Below are 15,720 nucleotides of genomic sequence, written 5' to 3'. Positions count from 1 at the left end.
CTAGCCCAGGGCCGCGGCGAGCGCGGCACCGAAGCGGGCGACGCCGAGGTCGATCTCCTCGGCGGTGACGACCAGGGCGGGGATGAGGCGCACTACGTTGGCCGACGGCCCGCACGTGAGCGAGAGCAACCCCTGGGTGGTGCTGGCCTGCTGAACGGCGAGCGCGGCCGCCGCGTCGGGCGTCGTGTTCCCGGCGGCATCGGTCGTGATGAACTCGATGCCGGCCATCAGCCCCAGCCCGCGGACGTCGCCGACGCCCGGGAACGGTGCACACACCTGCCGCAGACCGGCGAGCAGCTGCTCACCGCGGACGCGCGCGTTCTCGACGAGGCCCTCTGACTCGATCACATCGAGGGTCGCGATCGCGGCGGCGGCCGCGACGGCGTTGCCGCCGTACGTGCCCCCCTGCGACCCCGGCCACGCCTTGCTCATCAGTTCCGTCGGCGCCGCGATCGCCGAGATCGGGAATCCCGACGCCAGGCCCTTGGCGGTGATGAGGATGTCGGGGGTCAGGTCCGCCGCGTGCTGGTGACCCCAGAACCTGCCGGTGCGACCGAATCCCGCCTGTACCTCGTCGAGGACGAGGAGGATGCCGTGGCGGTCGGCGCGCTCGCGCAGACCCTGCAGGAAGCGCGGCGGGGTGGGTAGGTATCCGCCGTCGCCCAGGACCGGCTCGATGAGGAAGGCCGCGGTGTCGTTGGGGGCGACGCGCGACTGCAGCAGGTAGTCGAGTTCACGGAGTGCGAAGTCGACCGCGGTGTCGGTGTCCCAGCCGTAGCGGTAGGCGTAGGGGAACGGAGCCATGTGCACGCCGCTCATCAGAGGCGAAAAACCGGCGGAGAAGCGGGTTCCGGCGGTCGTCAGGCTGGCCGCGGCGACGGTCCGGCCGTGAAAGCCGCCCTGGAACACGATGATGTTGGGCTTCGCGGTGGCCATCCGGGCGAGACGGACGGCGGCCTCCACGGCTTCGGAACCGGAGTTCGCGTAGAAGACGGAGTCGAGGCCCGTGGGCAGTACCGCCCCGAGTCGGGCGGTGAGCTCGAGGAGCGGGGTGTGCATCACGGTGGTGTACTGCGCGTGGATGATCCTGGCGCACTGCGCCTGCGCGGCCGCGACGACGTGCGGGTGGCAGTGGCCGGTACTGGTCACGCCGATACCGGTGGTGAAGTCGAGGTAGTCGCGACCGTCGGTGCCCCGGATCCACGAACCGGCCGCAGTGTCGACGACGACGGGAGTCGCCTGTTTCAGGGCGGGGCTCAGCGACGCGGTCTGGTCGGTGCGGACCTGGGAACTGTGGATCTGGGACTCGACGCCGGCAGTCATGGCTACACGGTGACGCTCGATCGTACGATTGTCAACAATTAGACATCAGCGCTGGTCGTCGAGTTCGTCCAGGGCGGCGCTGAGATCGCGGAGTGCGGTCAAGGCGTGCTCCCACCGGGCCGGGTCGAGTGCGGCCGCCAACCGGATGGCCGCCGCGCGATGTCCCGGGTTGATCGCGCGGACGGCCGCGAGGCCGGCCGCGGTGGGAGAGACGAGCTTGGCGCGACGGTGGGCCGGATTGTCGCGGTACTCGGCCAGTCCGTCGGCGACGAGGAGGTCGGCGGTGCGCTGCACGCTCTGGCGCGTGATCCCCATCGCCCGTGCGATGCCCGCGACCGGCAGCGGTTCGTCGAGCACCGCGCCGAGCACCTGCCACCGCGTGGCGGTCAGTCCGGCGGGTTCGGCGAGACGCTCGGCGAGGCCGAGGAACTGCCCGTTCAGCCGGAACGCTGTCAGCGCGGACGCCGACAGCAGGTCTTGCGGGTCTTTCACTGCTTGCCGGCCAGCGCGTAGAAGGCGCTGGGGTCCTGGTGGCCGTAGAGCTGGTACCAGGCGTCGAGCACCGGCGGCGTGTAGACGCCGAGCAGCGCGAAGACCTCCCGTGCGAAGTCGATCGGGGCGATCGCCGCCGCGGTGATGACGCCGCGATCGGTGACGGCGGGGGCGTCGACGTAGTGGGCGGCACCGGCATAACCGGTGGGCGACAACTGCTCCGGCGCGTTGCTGGTGTGGCGTCGGTCGTCGAGTAGTCCGGCCCGCGCGAGACCCATTGTCGCGCCACAGATCCCGGCAACCGGGGTGCCGGCTTCGGACCAGCGCCGCGCGGCGTCGACGAAGGCGTCGTTGGTCTCCCAGATCTGGGCGCCGGGCAGGACGAGCATCGCGCTGTCGTCGGGCGTGATCTCGTCGAGCGTCGTGTCGGGGACCATCGTGACCCCGCCGATGGTGCGGACCGGCTCGGTCGTCGCGCCGACGGTCACGATCCGGAACGTTCCCGGCTCGGCCTGGTACTCGGGATTGTTGATGCCGGACGCGACGTACCCGAACTCCCAATCGGCGAGCGTCGAGTACAGGGCGAGATGGACGGTCTTCATGGTGCCTCCTTCGGACGACTATTGACAGCATCCTGTCATTAATGACAGGATGCTGTCAATAGTTGGCCCGCGAGGTCAGCTGCGCAGACGTTGTCGCAACGCGGGTCGCCCGGCGAGCGCGGGAGCCGTCTCGCGGATGACCATCAGGCAGCAGAGGCTGATCGCCATCAGGGCCGCCGCATAGAAGCCGACGGGGATCACGCTGCCGGTGGCGCTGACGATCCGGTTCGCGATCATCGGCGCCAGGCCGCCGCCCAGCACCGCGCCGACCTGGAAACCGATCCCGATGCCGCTGTAGCGCTGCGTGATCGGGAACAGCTCGGCGAAGGTGGTGAGCATCGGACCATAGACGAACCCGGTCAGTGCGAAGCCGATGGAGATGACCGTGATGCAGGCGGCCAACGACCCGGATGCGGTGACGGAGAACAGGATCGGAGCGAACAGCAGCGACGTGATCATCCCGAAGCCGATCACCGTCTTGCGGCCCAGCCGGTCGGACAGGTAGCTGCCCAGCACGACCGTCGCGGCGTGGCAGGCGAGCGCCAGCGTGCTGCCGAAGACCACCGGGGACCGGTCGAAGCCGCGTCCCGGATCGGTCTCGGTCAGGAAGGAGAGCATGAACGTGAACAGCAGGAAGGCGTAACAGTTCTGTCCGACGTTGATACCGGCGGCCAGCGCGACGCGACGCCAGTTCTGGCGGAGCACGGCGAAGGCCGGCGGCGACTTCTCCTCGGCCTGCTTGGACTCGACGAAGTCCGGAGTCTCGCTGACGCGGGACCGGGTCCACACCCCGATCGCCAGCACGACACCGCCGATGAGGAACGGGATCCGCCAGCCCCAGGCCAGGACTTGTTCCATCGGCAACAGCAGGACGAGGGCGAACGACAGGTTGGCCAGGATGCCGCCGACCGGCGAACCGAGGGTGACGAAGCAGCCGTACAGACCGCGCCGGTGCGTCGGCGCGTGTTCGGCGGCGAGCAGGGCGGCGCCGCCGATCTCACCGCCGCGCGAGATGCCGTGCACCATGCGCAGGAAGACCAGGATGATCGGTGCCACGATCCCGATGGCCTGGTAGTCGGGGAGGACGCCCATGGCCAGGGTCGATCCGCCCATGAGCAGGAAGGCGGCGGTCAGCGCCTTGCGTCGACCGAATTTGTCCCCGAAGTGTCCGAAGATCAGGGCGCCGATCGGCGCCATCACGAAGCCGACCGCGAAGGTCGCGAAGCCCAGGAAGGTGCCGAACCAGGGATCGTCGACGTTGAAGAAGATCTTGTTGAAGACCAGTGCCGTCGCGGTGCCGTAGATCGCGAAGTCGTAGAACTCCATGATCGTGCCGACACCGGACGCGACGGCGACGCGGGTGGTCCGTTCCCGGCGCGGCCGGCCGGTGCCGGTGGCCGAGGGGTCGGGTGGTGCAGAATTGTCGAGAGTTACCACGGATCACTCCTCATCGGTGGGCGAACGGACCCTCGAGGCCGTCGTTCGTTGGCTGTACTCGTGGATGGATCGATTGTGTCGAACCCGCGAGGCGGGGGGAATCGGGAAAAGCTTTACCGCGCCGAGCTATTGGCCGCGTTCGGGCACGCTTCACCGCGCCACCGGAACCGGGTCCGGTGGCGGGTGAGGTCGTCTCCCGATCCGTCAGTCGGCCGTGCTGAACTCCTCGTGGCGGGCGAGACGCCCGACCGCGTCGAGTACGCGGGCGAAGTCGGCGATCCGCTGTGCGCGGTAGTCGGCCACGGTGGCCGGGTCGAACTCGTAAAAGCCTGCGCCGTCGGATATTCCACGACGCCCGGAGGTCATGTTGGACTCGACCAGCGGGGCGGGCGCGAACCGCTCGCCGAGTTCACCACGCAGGTAGTTCGACGCGTGGAACAAGGTGTCGCAACCACCCCAGTCGATGAACTCGAGCAGGCCGAGAACCGCGAAGCGCGAGCCGAATCCGATGCGCACCGCGGTGTCGATGTCCTCGGCGCTGGCCACCCCCTCGTCGACCATCCGGGCCGCCTCGTTCATCACGAGCGCCTGCAGCCGGGGCACGATGTACCCGGGCGACGGGGCGCACACCACGGGTACCTTGCCGACCGCGACGAGCAGGTCGCGGGTGGCGTCGACGACCCCGCGGCCGGTGGCGGTGCCCGGCGCGACCTCGACGAGGGGCATGAGGTCAGCCGGATTCAGCCAGTGCGCGTTGAGGAATCGCTCCGGGGCCGACAACGCCCCGGCGAGCTCGTCGACGAGGAAGCTCGAGGTGGTCGACGCGATGGGGACGGTGTCGCCGACCATCGCCTCGATCCACGTGAGCGCGTCGCGCTTGATCTCGGCGACCTCGGGTACCGCCTCGAACACCAGATCGGCGCCGGCCATCGGACCCAGGGCGTCGACCTCGCCGACGACGGTGACCAGCGCCGCGACGTCGTCGAGGTCCTCGACCGCCAGCAGGCCGAGAGTGACCTTGTGCGCCAGTGCCTGACGGACCGCGGTGCGAACCCCGTCGAGGTAGGCCGCGGCGTCGGCACCGCGGTCGCGGAGGTCGACGACCGTCACCGACACGTTCCCGAAGGCCAGCGCGGCGGCGATGCCCTGACCCATCCGGCCGGCGCCGACGACGGCGACGTGGCGACCCGTCACTGCGCCGGTCCGTCGTGGAGCAGTGCCTGCATGCCGGACCGGTCGAGGTCGGCCAGTCCCAGATTCTCCAGGGTCCGGCCGCCGGTTGCGGCCGGACGGCCGGTGACCGCGCCGGCGAGGGCGAGCAGGCCGTCGGCCACCGGCGTCGGTACCGCCGCCCACCGCCCCACCGAGCTCAGCAGCGCCAGCCCGATCTCGACATCCTCGGTCATGTAGCGGTGGGTGTGCAGGTCGATGTTCTCGCGCCAGTCGCCGCTGTCGGTGAGCTTCTCGTGGGCGGCGTTGCCGTACATCCACTCGTCGCCGTCGGCGGTGTAGTGGTCGGCGAGCGGGAAGTGCGGTGCGCCGTAGCCGAGCGCCTCCCGGACCGCGATGCGCTCGGCGTCGAGCGCGGAGGTGACCCGCCGGATGGCGTCCTGGGTGCCCTCGTTGTGGATGTCCCACGACGGGAAGTGTTCCAGCGGACCGGCATTCATCAGGATCAGCGGCGGGTGGATGATCGGGCCGGCGTTCATGAGCGCGCCGCTGAGGGCGTCCTCGCTGCGTTCGACGGCGGGATAGACCTCACCGAGGACCGCCAGCGCCCGATCGGTGTGCCGGGCCGGGAACACTCCGGTGGGCAGACGGGTGGCGTACCCGCTGACGACGACCCGGGTGTCGCCGTGCTTGCGTGCGAGGTAGGGCAGGGTCCCGGTCTCGGCGAACGCGACGTCCGCGGGATTGCCGGCCACGCGCACCGCCCGCGCGAACACGAACGACCCGAAGCTGCCCGGCGGCAGGTAGACGACCTGGCCGTCGCGCAGGTGCGGGGCGAGCTGCCGCGCGAGCGACTCGTGGGCGAACGCCGGGACCGGCGCGACGATGACCTCGGCGTTGGACACCGCCTCGGCGAGGTCGGCGACGATCGAGATCCCGCCGCCCGCTCCGCCGTCGACGCCGATCTGCCGCCGGCCGCGGTGGTCGTCGATCTCGAGCGTGCCGCGCTCGACCAGGGACGAGAACGCTGCGCCGTCCCGTCGCCACCAGGTGACATGGTGGTCCTTCTCGCTGAGCTCGGCCGCGGCCGCATAAGAGCCGTGACCTCCGCCGATGACGCAGACCTTCACGAATCGTCCTCCTCGATCTCGGGCCGCTCGACCGGCCACTGGGGTGTTGGGAGGAAACGTAGGAGCGCTGCCGCGGACTGTCCCGGCGTCTGCCGAAACCGAAAAAAGTTCACCTCGTGATGCAGGATTGTTGCGTGCCGGACGACCTCGATTATCAGATCGTTCACGCTCTGCAGGTCGCGCCGAGGGCGCCGTGGGGCGTCGTCGGCGACGTCGTGGGCGTGAGCGCGGCGACCGCGGCCCGACGCTGGGAGCGGCTCGTCGACAGCGGTCTCGCCTGGATCGTGACCTACCCCGGGGCCGCGTACCTGAACACCCGCTGCAGCGCGTTCGTCGAGGTCCAGACCTCGTCACGGCGTGCGGCGCTCGTCGAGCGGTTGTCGGCGGACCGGCACGTGGCCACCATCCAGCGCACCGCGGGCGACGGCGACCTGCTGCTGACCGTGATGGTCCCGGATCTCGGCTTCCTCGGCGACTGGGTGCAGCGACTCGCCGACGTCGAGGGGGTCGCCCGGACCCGGACGAGGGTGGTGATGCGAGTCTTCGGCGAGAGCGAACGCTGGCGGGTGCACACACTGTCCGACGCCGACGAGTCGGTACTCGCCGAGCACCGACCCGAGCACCGCCCGCTGGCGCACGAACCCGATGAGATGGATCTGCGACTCATCGCCGCCCTGGCGCAGGACGGCCGGCGTTCGGCGGTCGATCTGGCGACCGCGAGTGGTCTGAGCGCGCCGACCGTTCGGCGTCGGCTGACCGCACTCGTCGCCGAACGCGTCCTGTCGATCAGATGCGAGGTGTCGCACGTGATCAGCGGATGGCCCGTCACGGCGAACGTGTGGGCGCGGGCGTCGTCGAGGTCGATCGCGGCGCTCGTCGACGCGCTCGACGAACTGCCCCAGGTACGGGTCTGCTGTGAGGTCACCGGTACCGCGAACATCCTGATGGCTGTCTGGTTGCACACCGTCGGCGAACTGTCCGAGTTCGAGCAGCAGCTCGAGAGCCGGGTGCCGGGACTCGTCGTCGCCGACCGCTCGGTCACGCTGGAGACCCCGAAGCGACTGGGTTCGCTGCTCGACCGGTCGGGGTGCCGGACCGGTTCGATCCCGGTGGTGCTGTGAGATGACCACGTCGACCTCGCTGCGCTTCGCCCTGCTGATCACCGCGGCCTGTGGCTTCCTCGACAGCTACACGTATCTGTCCCGGGGCGGGGTGTTCGCCAACGCCCAGACCGGGAACGTCATCCTGCTCGCGTTGAATCTGTCGGAGCAGCACTGGTATCAGGCCTCGGGTCATCTCTGGCCGATCCTCGCGTTCCTCGTCGGCGTCGTGCTGGCGGTGCACGTGAAGGCCGGCCGCTTCGACCATCTCCTCGTGTACCCGATCCGCGTGACGATGGCGCTCCAGGTGAGCATCCTCGTCGTGATCGGCTTCGTCCCCACCTCCGTCCCGCACTCGTTCGTCACCATCCCCATCTCGTTCATCACCGCCATGCAGATCGAGTTGTTCCGCAACATCGGCGATCTCAACTACATCGCGGTGGCCACGACCGGGAATCTGATGCGCCTCGTGGAGGCCGGGTACGGCGTCACCGTCGACCGGGCACCGGACGCGCGCAAGGCCCTCACGGTCTACGGCCGCGTGGTCGGGGTGTTCGCCGGCGGCGCACTCGTCGGGGCGGTCTGCACCCAGGTGATGGGTGGCCGCGCCGCCTGGGTGCCGGCGGGTTTCCTCGCGGTGACGCTGCTGCTCTTCGTCATCGACGAACGCACCGACCCGTCACCTACGGTGGGGTCATGACCCCACACGCGCCCGTGGTCGCCCTGCTGATCTCGCCCGACGATCCCCCGCCGGGGAACCTCGCCGAGCTCGAGGAGCTCGCGACGGTACGGCTCTGCACGGCCGACGATCTCGGCGCGGCCCTGCCGGGTGCGGACGTTCTCGTGTTGTGGGACTTCTTCTCCCGTGGCCTCGCCGACCACTGGGGCGAGGCCACGGCATCGTTGCGCTGGGTTCATGTGTGTGCGGCGGGCGTCGACTCGTTGCTCTTCGACGGGCTACGGGCCTCCGACGTCGTGGTGACCAACGCCCACGGCGTCTTCGACCGGCCGATCGCGGAGTTCGTCCTCGCCGCAGTCCTCGCGCGGCACAAGGGTTTACACGAATCGATGGCGCTGCAGCGCGATCATGAATGGCGACACCGCGAGACCGTGGCGACCCACCGCACCTCCGCCCTGGTCATCGGGACCGGCGGGATCGGCCGCGCGATCGCGAAACTGCTTCGCGCCGTGGGTGTCCGGGTGGTCGGGGCGGGTCGGACCGCTCGCGACTCGGATCCGGACTTCGGGCATGTCGTGGCCACCGACGATCTCGCCGCACAGGTCGGCGGATTCGACACGGTCGTCGCGATCGCGCCGCTGACCGAGCAGACCGCCGGGATGATCGACGCGACGGTGCTGGCGGCGATGAAACCCGGCGCCCACCTCGTCAACGTCGGCCGCGGCGAACTCGTCGACGAGGCGGCCCTCGTCGAGTCGCTCCGCTCGGGCCACCTCGGTGCGGCCACCCTCGACGTCTTCGTGACCGAGCCGCTGCCCGCCGACAGCGCGCTCTGGGATCTGCCCGGGGTCGCGATCTCGGCGCACATGAGCGGAGATGCCGTCGGATGGCGCGAGGCGCTGGCCGAGCAGGTCCTCGACAACCTGCGGCGCTACGTCGCGGCGGGTACCGCGGACCCGGCCGAGATGCTGGTCAACGTCGTCGACAAGGAACGCGGGTACATCCGGGTAGGCGGATGACCTCACCGCGGGCCCGCCGATAGTAGGCTGTAGCGCGATGACCACCGTCTATTTCCTGATCGCCGCCGTGGCCCTACTGGGTGCGGGTGTCCTGTTGTGGCTCGACCGCCAGCGGTCGAGCGTCGCACGGCACCAGCGTGCGGTCTGGGGCGATGAGCACGAGTTCAAGTTCCGCGAGTCGGACACCAAGCTGCGCAAGGTCTTTCGGCGCGCCACGATGAACGTCGGCGACCACATCCCGGTCCAGGACGTCGCCTACGGCCACTACGCCGGGGTGGAGGCCGTGGTCTTCGACCTGTCCGAGACCGCGACCGTGATCGCCGTCCGACGCTCCTCGCCCTCGCACGTCGTCGTCGACCTCCGGCACGAGGACGTCCTCGCGCCCGCGGAGGAAGACGTGGAACTGCTGGGCGCGATGGGCCCGCGCGTCATGTTCTCGAACAACCTCGACGTCGCCCGCCGGGTCTGCGACCGCCGCATGGTGGCCCTCGCCAACAAGGCGCCCGCGTTCGTCGAGGTCCTGTGGAACGAGGGCAACTGGGCGCTCGGCTCGATGCCGGTGACCAACGACCCGGCCAAGCTGAACACCGGCCTGGAGGTCGTCCGCCGGTTCGCCGATCTCCTCCGGGTGCTGCCGCCGATGCGAGAGCCGGAGGATTCACCCGATCCGCGCGACCCGCACGGACCCACGCGGGCCGAGCTCGCCGACGAGAAGACCGAATCCCTCCGCGACAAGCGCCGTCGACAGGCCGCCGGCACCCCGACGGCAGCGGCGTCCCAGACCGGCGCGTCCGGAGATCCCGAGAGCCCGGCTGCGGCCCGCAAGCCCCCGGCCCCTTCAACCGGGGGCCGCCGGATGTCGCCGATGCCCGTCCGCGGGTCCGCCGGGACCTCCGACGACGCACCCCGCCGCGACACCGGCGAGCGGCCCAACCGGCACCGCAACTGATCGCGAAACGCTCCATGTTCGACCGAGAGGGAAGCCGCATGTCCTCGTCCGCCCCGGTTCCCGCCGAGACCCCGCAGGTCGACCCGACCGCGAAGGCGCGGCTCGCCGAGCTCGTCCGCGACCTCGCCGTGGTCCACGGCAAGGTGACGCTGTCGTCGGGCAAGGAGGCCGACTACTACGTCGACCTGCGCCGCGCGACGCTGCACCACGAGGCCTCCCGCCTCATCGGCCGGTTGATGCGGGAACTGACCGCGGACTGGGACTACGTCGCCGTGGGCGGCCTCACCCTCGGCGCGGACCCGGTGGCGACGTCGATCATGCACGCCGACGGGAGGCCGATCGACGCCTTCGTCGTCCGGAAGGCCGCCAAGGCACACGGCATGCAACGCCAGATCGAGGGTCCCGACATCGTCGGCCGCGACGTGCTCGTCGTCGAGGACACCAGCACGACCGGCGCCTCACCGTCCACGGCTGTCGAAGCCGTCCGCGGTATCGGCGGCAACGTCGTCGGGGTGGCCACTGTCGTCGACCGCGCGACCGGCGCGGACGCGGTCATCACCGGTCTAGGCGTGCCGTACCGCTCGCTCCTCGATCTCGGCGACCTCGGGCTTGCCTGAGGCCGGCCCGGCGGGCTCCGCCGACGAGACCGGCGCGGTACCCGGTCCCACCGAATGGCAGACCGGGCCGGCCGTGGGAGTCGGGCCCTGGGCCGACGAACATCCCGATCAACCCGTACCCGCCGACCCGCGCCTCGACGCCGAGTTGCTCGCCCACGGCGACACCCGCAACGTCGCCGACGCCTATCGGTACTGGTCGCGCGAGGCGATCGTCGCCGACATCGATGCCCGACGACATCCGCTGCACGTCGCCATCGAGAACTTCGCCCACGACGCCAACATCGGCACCGTGGTGCGCACCGCCAACGCCTTCGCGGTGGCCGCCGTCCACATCGTCGGACGACGTCGGTGGAATCGTCGCGGAGCGATGGTGACCGACCGCTATCAGCACCTGATGCACCACGAGACGGTGGCAGATCTCATCGACTGGGCTCGTGACGAGGGACTGACCGTGGTGGCGGTCGACAACACGCCGGGAGCCCTGCCGCTCGAGACGGCGGATCTACCGCGCGACTGCGTGCTGGTCTTCGGGCAGGAGGGTCCGGGGGTCAGTGACGACGCGCAGCGCGCGGCCGACCTCACCGTGTCGATTGCGCAATTCGGTTCGACGCGCAGTATCAACGCGGGCGTCGCGGCCGGGATCGCCATGCACGCATGGGTGCGGCAGCACGCGGACCTAGACGCCGCGTGGTGACGGGCGCGAGTGGCTTCGACTCGGCGCCTCGACCTCGACGCGCTCCTTCGTCGCTTGCTCGGCCCGGCGGCTTCGCTCGGGGCCGGCTCAACCAGCGGGGGTAGGCGTGGTGACGGGACTCAGTTGGCGGGAGGGGCGGAGTTGTTGGCCTCGTCGGAGGCGGGGAGGGGCTCCTCCTCGACGACCTTCTTCCGCGAGCGCAGGATGCGCTTGACGATCTCGGAGATGATCGGCAGCACCGAGATGAAGACGATGAACAGGAAGATGTAGTCGATGTTGTCGCGGATGAACTCGATCTGGCCCAGGAAGTAGCCGAGCAGGGTGACACCCGCACCCCAGGCGATCGCGCCGACGATGTTGTACGTGAGGAAGATCGGGTACCGCATCTTCGCGGCGCCGGCGACGAGCGGCGCATAGGTGCGCACGATCGGGACGAAGCGCGCGAGGATGATCGTCACCGGGCCGTGCTTCTCGAAGAACTCGTGCGCTTCCTCGATGTAGACCTGCTTCAGGATCTTCGCGTCCGGCCGGAACAGCGAGTACCCCGCCTTCTTACCGATCCAGTAGCCGACCTGGTCGCCCAGGAACGCCGCGATGGGGATCAGGACGAGCAGCACCCACAGCGGGGCGAAGGGCTCGATCTCCGCCGACTTCGCCGCGACGATGAGGCCCGCGGTGAAGAGCAGCGAGTCGCCGGGGAGCAGCGGGAAGAGCAGACCCGACTCGATGAACACGACCAGCAGCAGACCGGCCAGCATCCACGTGCCGAACGAATTCAGCAGGTTCACCGGATCCAGGAATCCCGGTAGCAGCGCCAGGTTGGTGGTCGTGGTGGCAAGTGCGGAGTCGATCACGGGGAGCCAGAGTACCTGCGCGTCCGTCGAGGACAGAATCTCACGGGTCCGCCACCGCTGTTTTCCAGCAGGTCCGGGCACGAATGGTGCCCGCGCCGGGCGATGTGGCACCTGCCATACTGGGAGAAGTCCGGCCGCGGGAAGTCCGGCTGCTCGCCACCGAAACATCAGTCGACGGCGAGAGAACCCGAACACCAGAGCACATCAACACCCTGGAGGATTCGTCGATGCCCATTGCAACCCCGGAGCAGTACGCCGAGATGTTCGACAAGGCGAAGAAGGGCGGTTACGCATTCCCCGCGATCAACTGCACCTCGTCGTCGACGATCAACGCCGCGATCAAGGGTTTCGCCGATGCCGGCAGTGACGGGATCATCCAGTTCTCGACCGGTGGCGCCGAGTTCGGGTCCGGCCAGGGTGTCAAGGACATGGTGACCGGAGCGGTCGCCCTCGCCGAGTTCGCGCACGTCGTCGCGGCCAAATACGACGTCCTGATCGGTCTGCACACCGATCACTGCCCCAAGGACAAGCTCGACACCTACGTCCGGCCGCTGCTGCAGATCTCACAGGAGCGCGTCGGCGCCGGTCGCAACCCGCTTTTCCAGTCGCACATGTGGGACGGCAGCGCCGTACCGCTCGACGAGAACCTGGAGATCGCCAAAGAACTGCTGGCCAAGGCGGGAGCGGCCAACATCATCCTGGAGATCGAGATCGGCGTGGTCGGCGGCGAGGAAGACGGCGTCGAGAACGAGATCAACGACAAGTTGTTCACCACCCCCGAGGACTTCGAGAAGACGATCGAGGCGCTCGGTGCCAGCGACTCCGGCAACCGCTACCTGCTCGCGGCAACCTTCGGCAACGTGCACGGCGTCTACAAGCCGGGCAACGTCAAGCTGCGTCCCGACGTCCTCAACACCGGCCAGGAGGTCGCGGCCAAGAAGCTCGGCCTCGGCGACGCCGCCAAGCCCTTCGACTTCGTGTTCCACGGCGGTTCGGGCTCGCTGAAGAGCGAGATCGACGAGGCCCTGAGCTACGGCGTCGTGAAGATGAACGTCGACACCGACACGCAGTACGCCTACAGTCGCCCGGTCGCCGGCCACATGTTCAGCAACTACGACGGTGTGCTGAAGGTCGACGGCGACGTCGGCAACAAGAAGGTCTACGACCCGCGTAGCTGGTCCAAGAAGGCCGAGACCAGCATGAGCGAGCGCGTCGTCGAGGCGTGCAACGACCTCAAGTCCAACGGCAAGTCCCTGACCGCCTGACGGACGCACAGCATTCTGCCCGCACCCTGAAAAGGGTGCGGGCAGAACTGTTTTCAGGCTTGGAAGGCCCGGTCCCCGCGGCGGCCGGGTTCAGGTGATGGCGAGTCCGACGACGACCGCACCCGCGAGAGCGATCATCACGAGCGCCGCGATCACGACGGCCGGGTCGACACGCGACCGCGATCGCCGCGGCGGTTCGACCGGATAGGGCCGGATCCGGGTGTTCGGTACCCGGTTCTCCCCGAGACGGTTGTCCGCGGCGGGACGCGGCCGCGGCGCCGATGCGGCGGGTGCCACCGGACGGGACGGCGGGGTGTAGAAACCCGGCGTGGAGCGGCCACCCGGTCCGGGCGGCGGGCCCGGCCGGTGTCCGCTCGTCACGTGGGGTTGCACACCTTCCAGTCGTCGCCGTCGCGCTGCAGGTTCAGCGTGACGGTTTCGGGCTGGTCCGGAGCGTTGGTGTGCACCGCGACGACTTCGACGACGGCCTGATCGCCGCCCTCGACGACCCGGACCGCGTTGATCGACTGCGTCTGAACGAGCTCGTTGCGGGCCCGCTGCGCTTCGTAGGTCCGCTGATAGGCGGCGTCGTCGAAGTCGCTGTAGAACGCATTGAGTTCACCGCAGGTGACCGATCGCAGGGTCCCGAGGTCGCCCTCGTAGAGCGCGGTGGTGTAGTCCATGGCCACGGTCGCGGCTTCGTCGGCCGGCGCAGGTGCCTGCAGGCTGCTGTAGGCGAAGATGCCGCCGACGACGGCCACGATGGCCACCACGATCGCCGCCGCGGCGATCAGCAGACCCTTGCCACGCTTCTTCCGCGGTGCCTTGGGGCCGCTGCCCGGGATGACCTGGGGCTCGCGGTCGGTGGTCGTCCATCCGGCGGTCGACGCGGCCACGGCCGGCTCCGGGGCCGTCCGCGCGTCGTCGTCGGCCGGAGCGTCGGTCTCGGTCCGGGCTTTGGCGGCGGCCGATGCCGCTGCTGCCGCCGGGATGACGGCCGTCGCCGCGCCCGAACCGGAGTCGTCGTCCTCGTTGTCGGTGTCGGTGGTGTCCGGCTCGGTGGCGTCGGTGTCCTCGCCGGTCGGGACGGCGATCGCCTCGGTGGGGGAGTCGGCGTCGGCGTCAGCGTCGGCGGCAGCATCGGTCTCGGTCGGCGAGTCGACCTCCGTCACGGCCGAGTCGTCTGCGGTCGAGTCGTCTGCTGTCGCCGCGTCCGCGGGGGTCTCGTCCGGGGCAGGCTGTTCCGCGACCGGCTCCGCCGGTGCTGGTTCGGTCTCGACGCCCTCTGCCTCGACGCCCTCGGCCTCGGCTGCGGCCGGCTCGTTCTCGGCGTCCGAGTCGGCTACGGGGTCCTGGTGCGCCTCTGCCTCGTCTGCTGCCGCCTCGTCCGTCGCTGCCTCGTCTGGCGCCACGTCGGTATCCACGGACTCGGACTCGGCCTCGTCGTCGGAGTCACGAGTCGTTCCGGCTGCCACGGCCGCAGCGCCCGCCGCGGCGACACCGGCGCTGACCGCGGTGCCCGTCGACGGGTCCGTGCCGTCGTCGGCGAGCACCGGTTCGGCGTCCGCACCGGTGTCCTGGTCCGACTCAGGTTCGGGTGCGGAGCCGGACTCGGTGGACGCGGCCTTGGCGTCAGAACCCTCGGTCGTGGAGTCGGCGCTCTCTTCTCCGGCGGACGCTGCCTCGGGCTCCGGGGCCGTCGGGTCGATGTCGTCGAGGTCCTCGAGCTCGGCGGCGTCCGGGAGGTCCGAGCGACGGATGACGGTGGTCGCGGAGTCGCTCGGGCCGAGCCGGGCCGGTGCCGGCGGGGCGGCCTCGGCGTCGTCGGGCTCGGTCGACACGGTCTCCGCGGTGTCGGGCGCCTCGCTGAGCGGGTCGATGTCGTCCAGGTCTTCGAGGTCCTCGGCGGACGGGAGGTTGTCGCGGTTGATGATCTGGGTGGCGCCGTCGATCCCACGCCCACCTCTCGGGGTGGGTGCCGCGGGCTGCTTCGCATCCTTGTCCGGCGCGTCCTTGTCCGTCGCGTCCTTGTCGGTCGCTGCCTTGCGCGTGGTGGTCTCCTCGGACGTGGACGCGTCTGTCGTGGACTCCGCTGGGGTCGCCTCGGTCGGGGCGGCCGTGTCGTCGGCGGTCTCGTTCTCGGTGGGATCGTCCACGGGTGGCTCGTGACCCTCTCTGCTGGTGCTGGGTGGAGCGGCGTCGGTGCCGGTCGGAACAGTATCGGGGGTCGGCCGCGTGTCCGTCTGACGAGCCCGGCGCTCGTCCCGCACCTGCTTGAGCGTCGACAGTGCCTTGGTGACAGCGGCTCTCGGCCTGTCGGATCGCGCCATCGACTGAATCACCCCGCATCTCGCCCGTGCACGACTACGGCCCGGCCGCCCGGCGTCGC

General features: G+C 69.8%; 16 protein-coding genes. 7 read left to right on the top strand and 9 right to left on the bottom strand.

Going from position 1 to position 15,720, the window contains the following annotated elements:
* The 6 genes from JW364_RS17530 to JW364_RS24550 form a co-directional block, all read right to left on the bottom strand.
* Positions 1–1,323, bottom strand: a complete 1,323-nt coding sequence (locus tag JW364_RS17530) for an aspartate aminotransferase family protein (RefSeq protein ID WP_078112679.1) — start codon at positions 1,321–1,323, stop codon at positions 1–3.
* 45 nt (positions 1,324–1,368) lie between these two features.
* Positions 1,369–1,815 (bottom strand): MarR family winged helix-turn-helix transcriptional regulator, encoded by a 447-nt coding sequence (locus JW364_RS17525; RefSeq protein ID WP_078112678.1) that lies wholly within the window; start codon positions 1,813–1,815, stop codon positions 1,369–1,371.
* Positions 1,812–2,417: a DJ-1/PfpI family protein gene (locus JW364_RS17520; protein WP_205333912.1), complete on the bottom strand. Its 606-nt coding sequence runs from the start codon at positions 2,415–2,417 to the stop codon at positions 1,812–1,814. Before JW364_RS17520 ends, JW364_RS17525 begins: the two co-directional genes overlap by 4 nt.
* A gap of 75 nt (positions 2,418–2,492) precedes the next feature.
* Complete coding sequence (locus tag JW364_RS17515) at positions 2,493–3,854, bottom strand: MFS transporter (RefSeq protein ID WP_205333911.1); 1,362 nt, start codon at positions 3,852–3,854, stop codon at positions 2,493–2,495.
* Positions 3,855–4,058: 204 nt separating this feature from the next.
* Entirely contained in the window at positions 4,059–5,048 is a 990-nt protein-coding gene (locus JW364_RS17510; RefSeq protein ID WP_165629628.1) for a 3-hydroxybutyryl-CoA dehydrogenase, read from the bottom strand.
* On the bottom strand, positions 5,045–6,154 hold the full coding sequence (locus tag JW364_RS24550; protein ID WP_205333910.1) for an NAD/NADP-dependent octopine/nopaline dehydrogenase family protein: 1,110 nt from the start codon (positions 6,152–6,154) through the stop codon (positions 5,045–5,047). The genes JW364_RS17510 and JW364_RS24550 overlap by 4 nt, the downstream gene beginning before the upstream one ends.
* A 134-nt stretch (positions 6,155–6,288) precedes the next feature.
* Here JW364_RS24550 and JW364_RS17500 point away from each other — a divergent pair, with 134 nt between their 5' ends.
* Genes JW364_RS17500 through JW364_RS17475 form a run of 6 tightly spaced genes read left to right on the top strand, consistent with a single transcriptional unit; the run spans position 6,289 to position 11,212 of the window.
* Positions 6,289–7,275, top strand: coding sequence for an Lrp/AsnC family transcriptional regulator (locus JW364_RS17500; protein WP_205333909.1), 987 nt, complete (start codon positions 6,289–6,291; stop codon positions 7,273–7,275).
* Position 7,276: 1 nt separating this feature from the next.
* Positions 7,277–7,954: a YoaK family protein gene (locus tag JW364_RS17495; RefSeq protein WP_101819762.1), complete on the top strand. Its 678-nt coding sequence runs from the start codon at positions 7,277–7,279 to the stop codon at positions 7,952–7,954.
* Complete coding sequence (locus tag JW364_RS17490) at positions 7,951–8,952, top strand: D-2-hydroxyacid dehydrogenase (protein ID WP_165629632.1); 1,002 nt, start codon at positions 7,951–7,953, stop codon at positions 8,950–8,952. The genes JW364_RS17495 and JW364_RS17490 overlap by 4 nt, the downstream gene beginning before the upstream one ends.
* Positions 8,953–8,989: 37 nt before the next feature.
* The gene (locus JW364_RS17485) at positions 8,990–9,901 is read left to right on the top strand and encodes a hypothetical protein (RefSeq protein ID WP_205333908.1); all 912 of its coding nucleotides are present in this window, start codon (positions 8,990–8,992) and stop codon (positions 9,899–9,901) included.
* A gap of 38 nt (positions 9,902–9,939) precedes the next feature.
* Positions 9,940–10,518, top strand: a complete 579-nt coding sequence (pyrE, locus tag JW364_RS17480; RefSeq protein WP_068971819.1) for an orotate phosphoribosyltransferase — start codon at positions 9,940–9,942, stop codon at positions 10,516–10,518.
* A complete protein-coding gene (locus tag JW364_RS17475; protein ID WP_078112752.1) occupies positions 10,511–11,212 on the top strand; it encodes an RNA methyltransferase in 702 nt (233 codons plus the stop codon). The genes pyrE and JW364_RS17475 overlap by 8 nt, the downstream gene beginning before the upstream one ends.
* 119 nt (positions 11,213–11,331) lie before the next feature.
* Here the strand turns inward: JW364_RS17475 and JW364_RS17470 are convergent, their stop codons facing one another.
* Positions 11,332–12,066: a VTT domain-containing protein gene (locus JW364_RS17470; protein ID WP_137809978.1), complete on the bottom strand. Its 735-nt coding sequence runs from the start codon at positions 12,064–12,066 to the stop codon at positions 11,332–11,334.
* A gap of 227 nt (positions 12,067–12,293) precedes the next feature.
* Between JW364_RS17470 and fbaA the strand changes: the two genes are divergently transcribed.
* Positions 12,294–13,331, top strand: coding sequence for a class II fructose-bisphosphate aldolase (gene fbaA, locus JW364_RS17465; protein WP_205333907.1), 1,038 nt, complete (start codon positions 12,294–12,296; stop codon positions 13,329–13,331).
* A gap of 90 nt (positions 13,332–13,421) precedes the next feature.
* Here fbaA and JW364_RS17460 read toward each other — a convergent pair whose 3' ends face one another.
* Both JW364_RS17460 and JW364_RS17455 read right to left on the bottom strand, forming a co-directional pair.
* A complete protein-coding gene (locus tag JW364_RS17460) occupies positions 13,422–13,712 on the bottom strand; it encodes a hypothetical protein (RefSeq protein WP_240199238.1) in 291 nt (96 codons plus the stop codon).
* Positions 13,709–15,487: a hypothetical protein gene (locus JW364_RS17455; protein ID WP_205333906.1), complete on the bottom strand. Its 1,779-nt coding sequence runs from the start codon at positions 15,485–15,487 to the stop codon at positions 13,709–13,711. Before JW364_RS17455 ends, JW364_RS17460 begins: the two co-directional genes overlap by 4 nt.
* Between the last annotated feature and the right edge of the window lie 233 nt (positions 15,488–15,720).

The sequence above is a fragment of the Gordonia sp. BP-119 genome, assembly GCF_016924115.1.
Classification (GTDB): domain Bacteria; phylum Actinomycetota; class Actinomycetes; order Mycobacteriales; family Mycobacteriaceae; genus Gordonia; species Gordonia hongkongensis.
The sequence above is the reverse complement of the archived record's forward strand: the minus strand, read 5'-3'. Positions and strand labels throughout refer to the sequence as shown.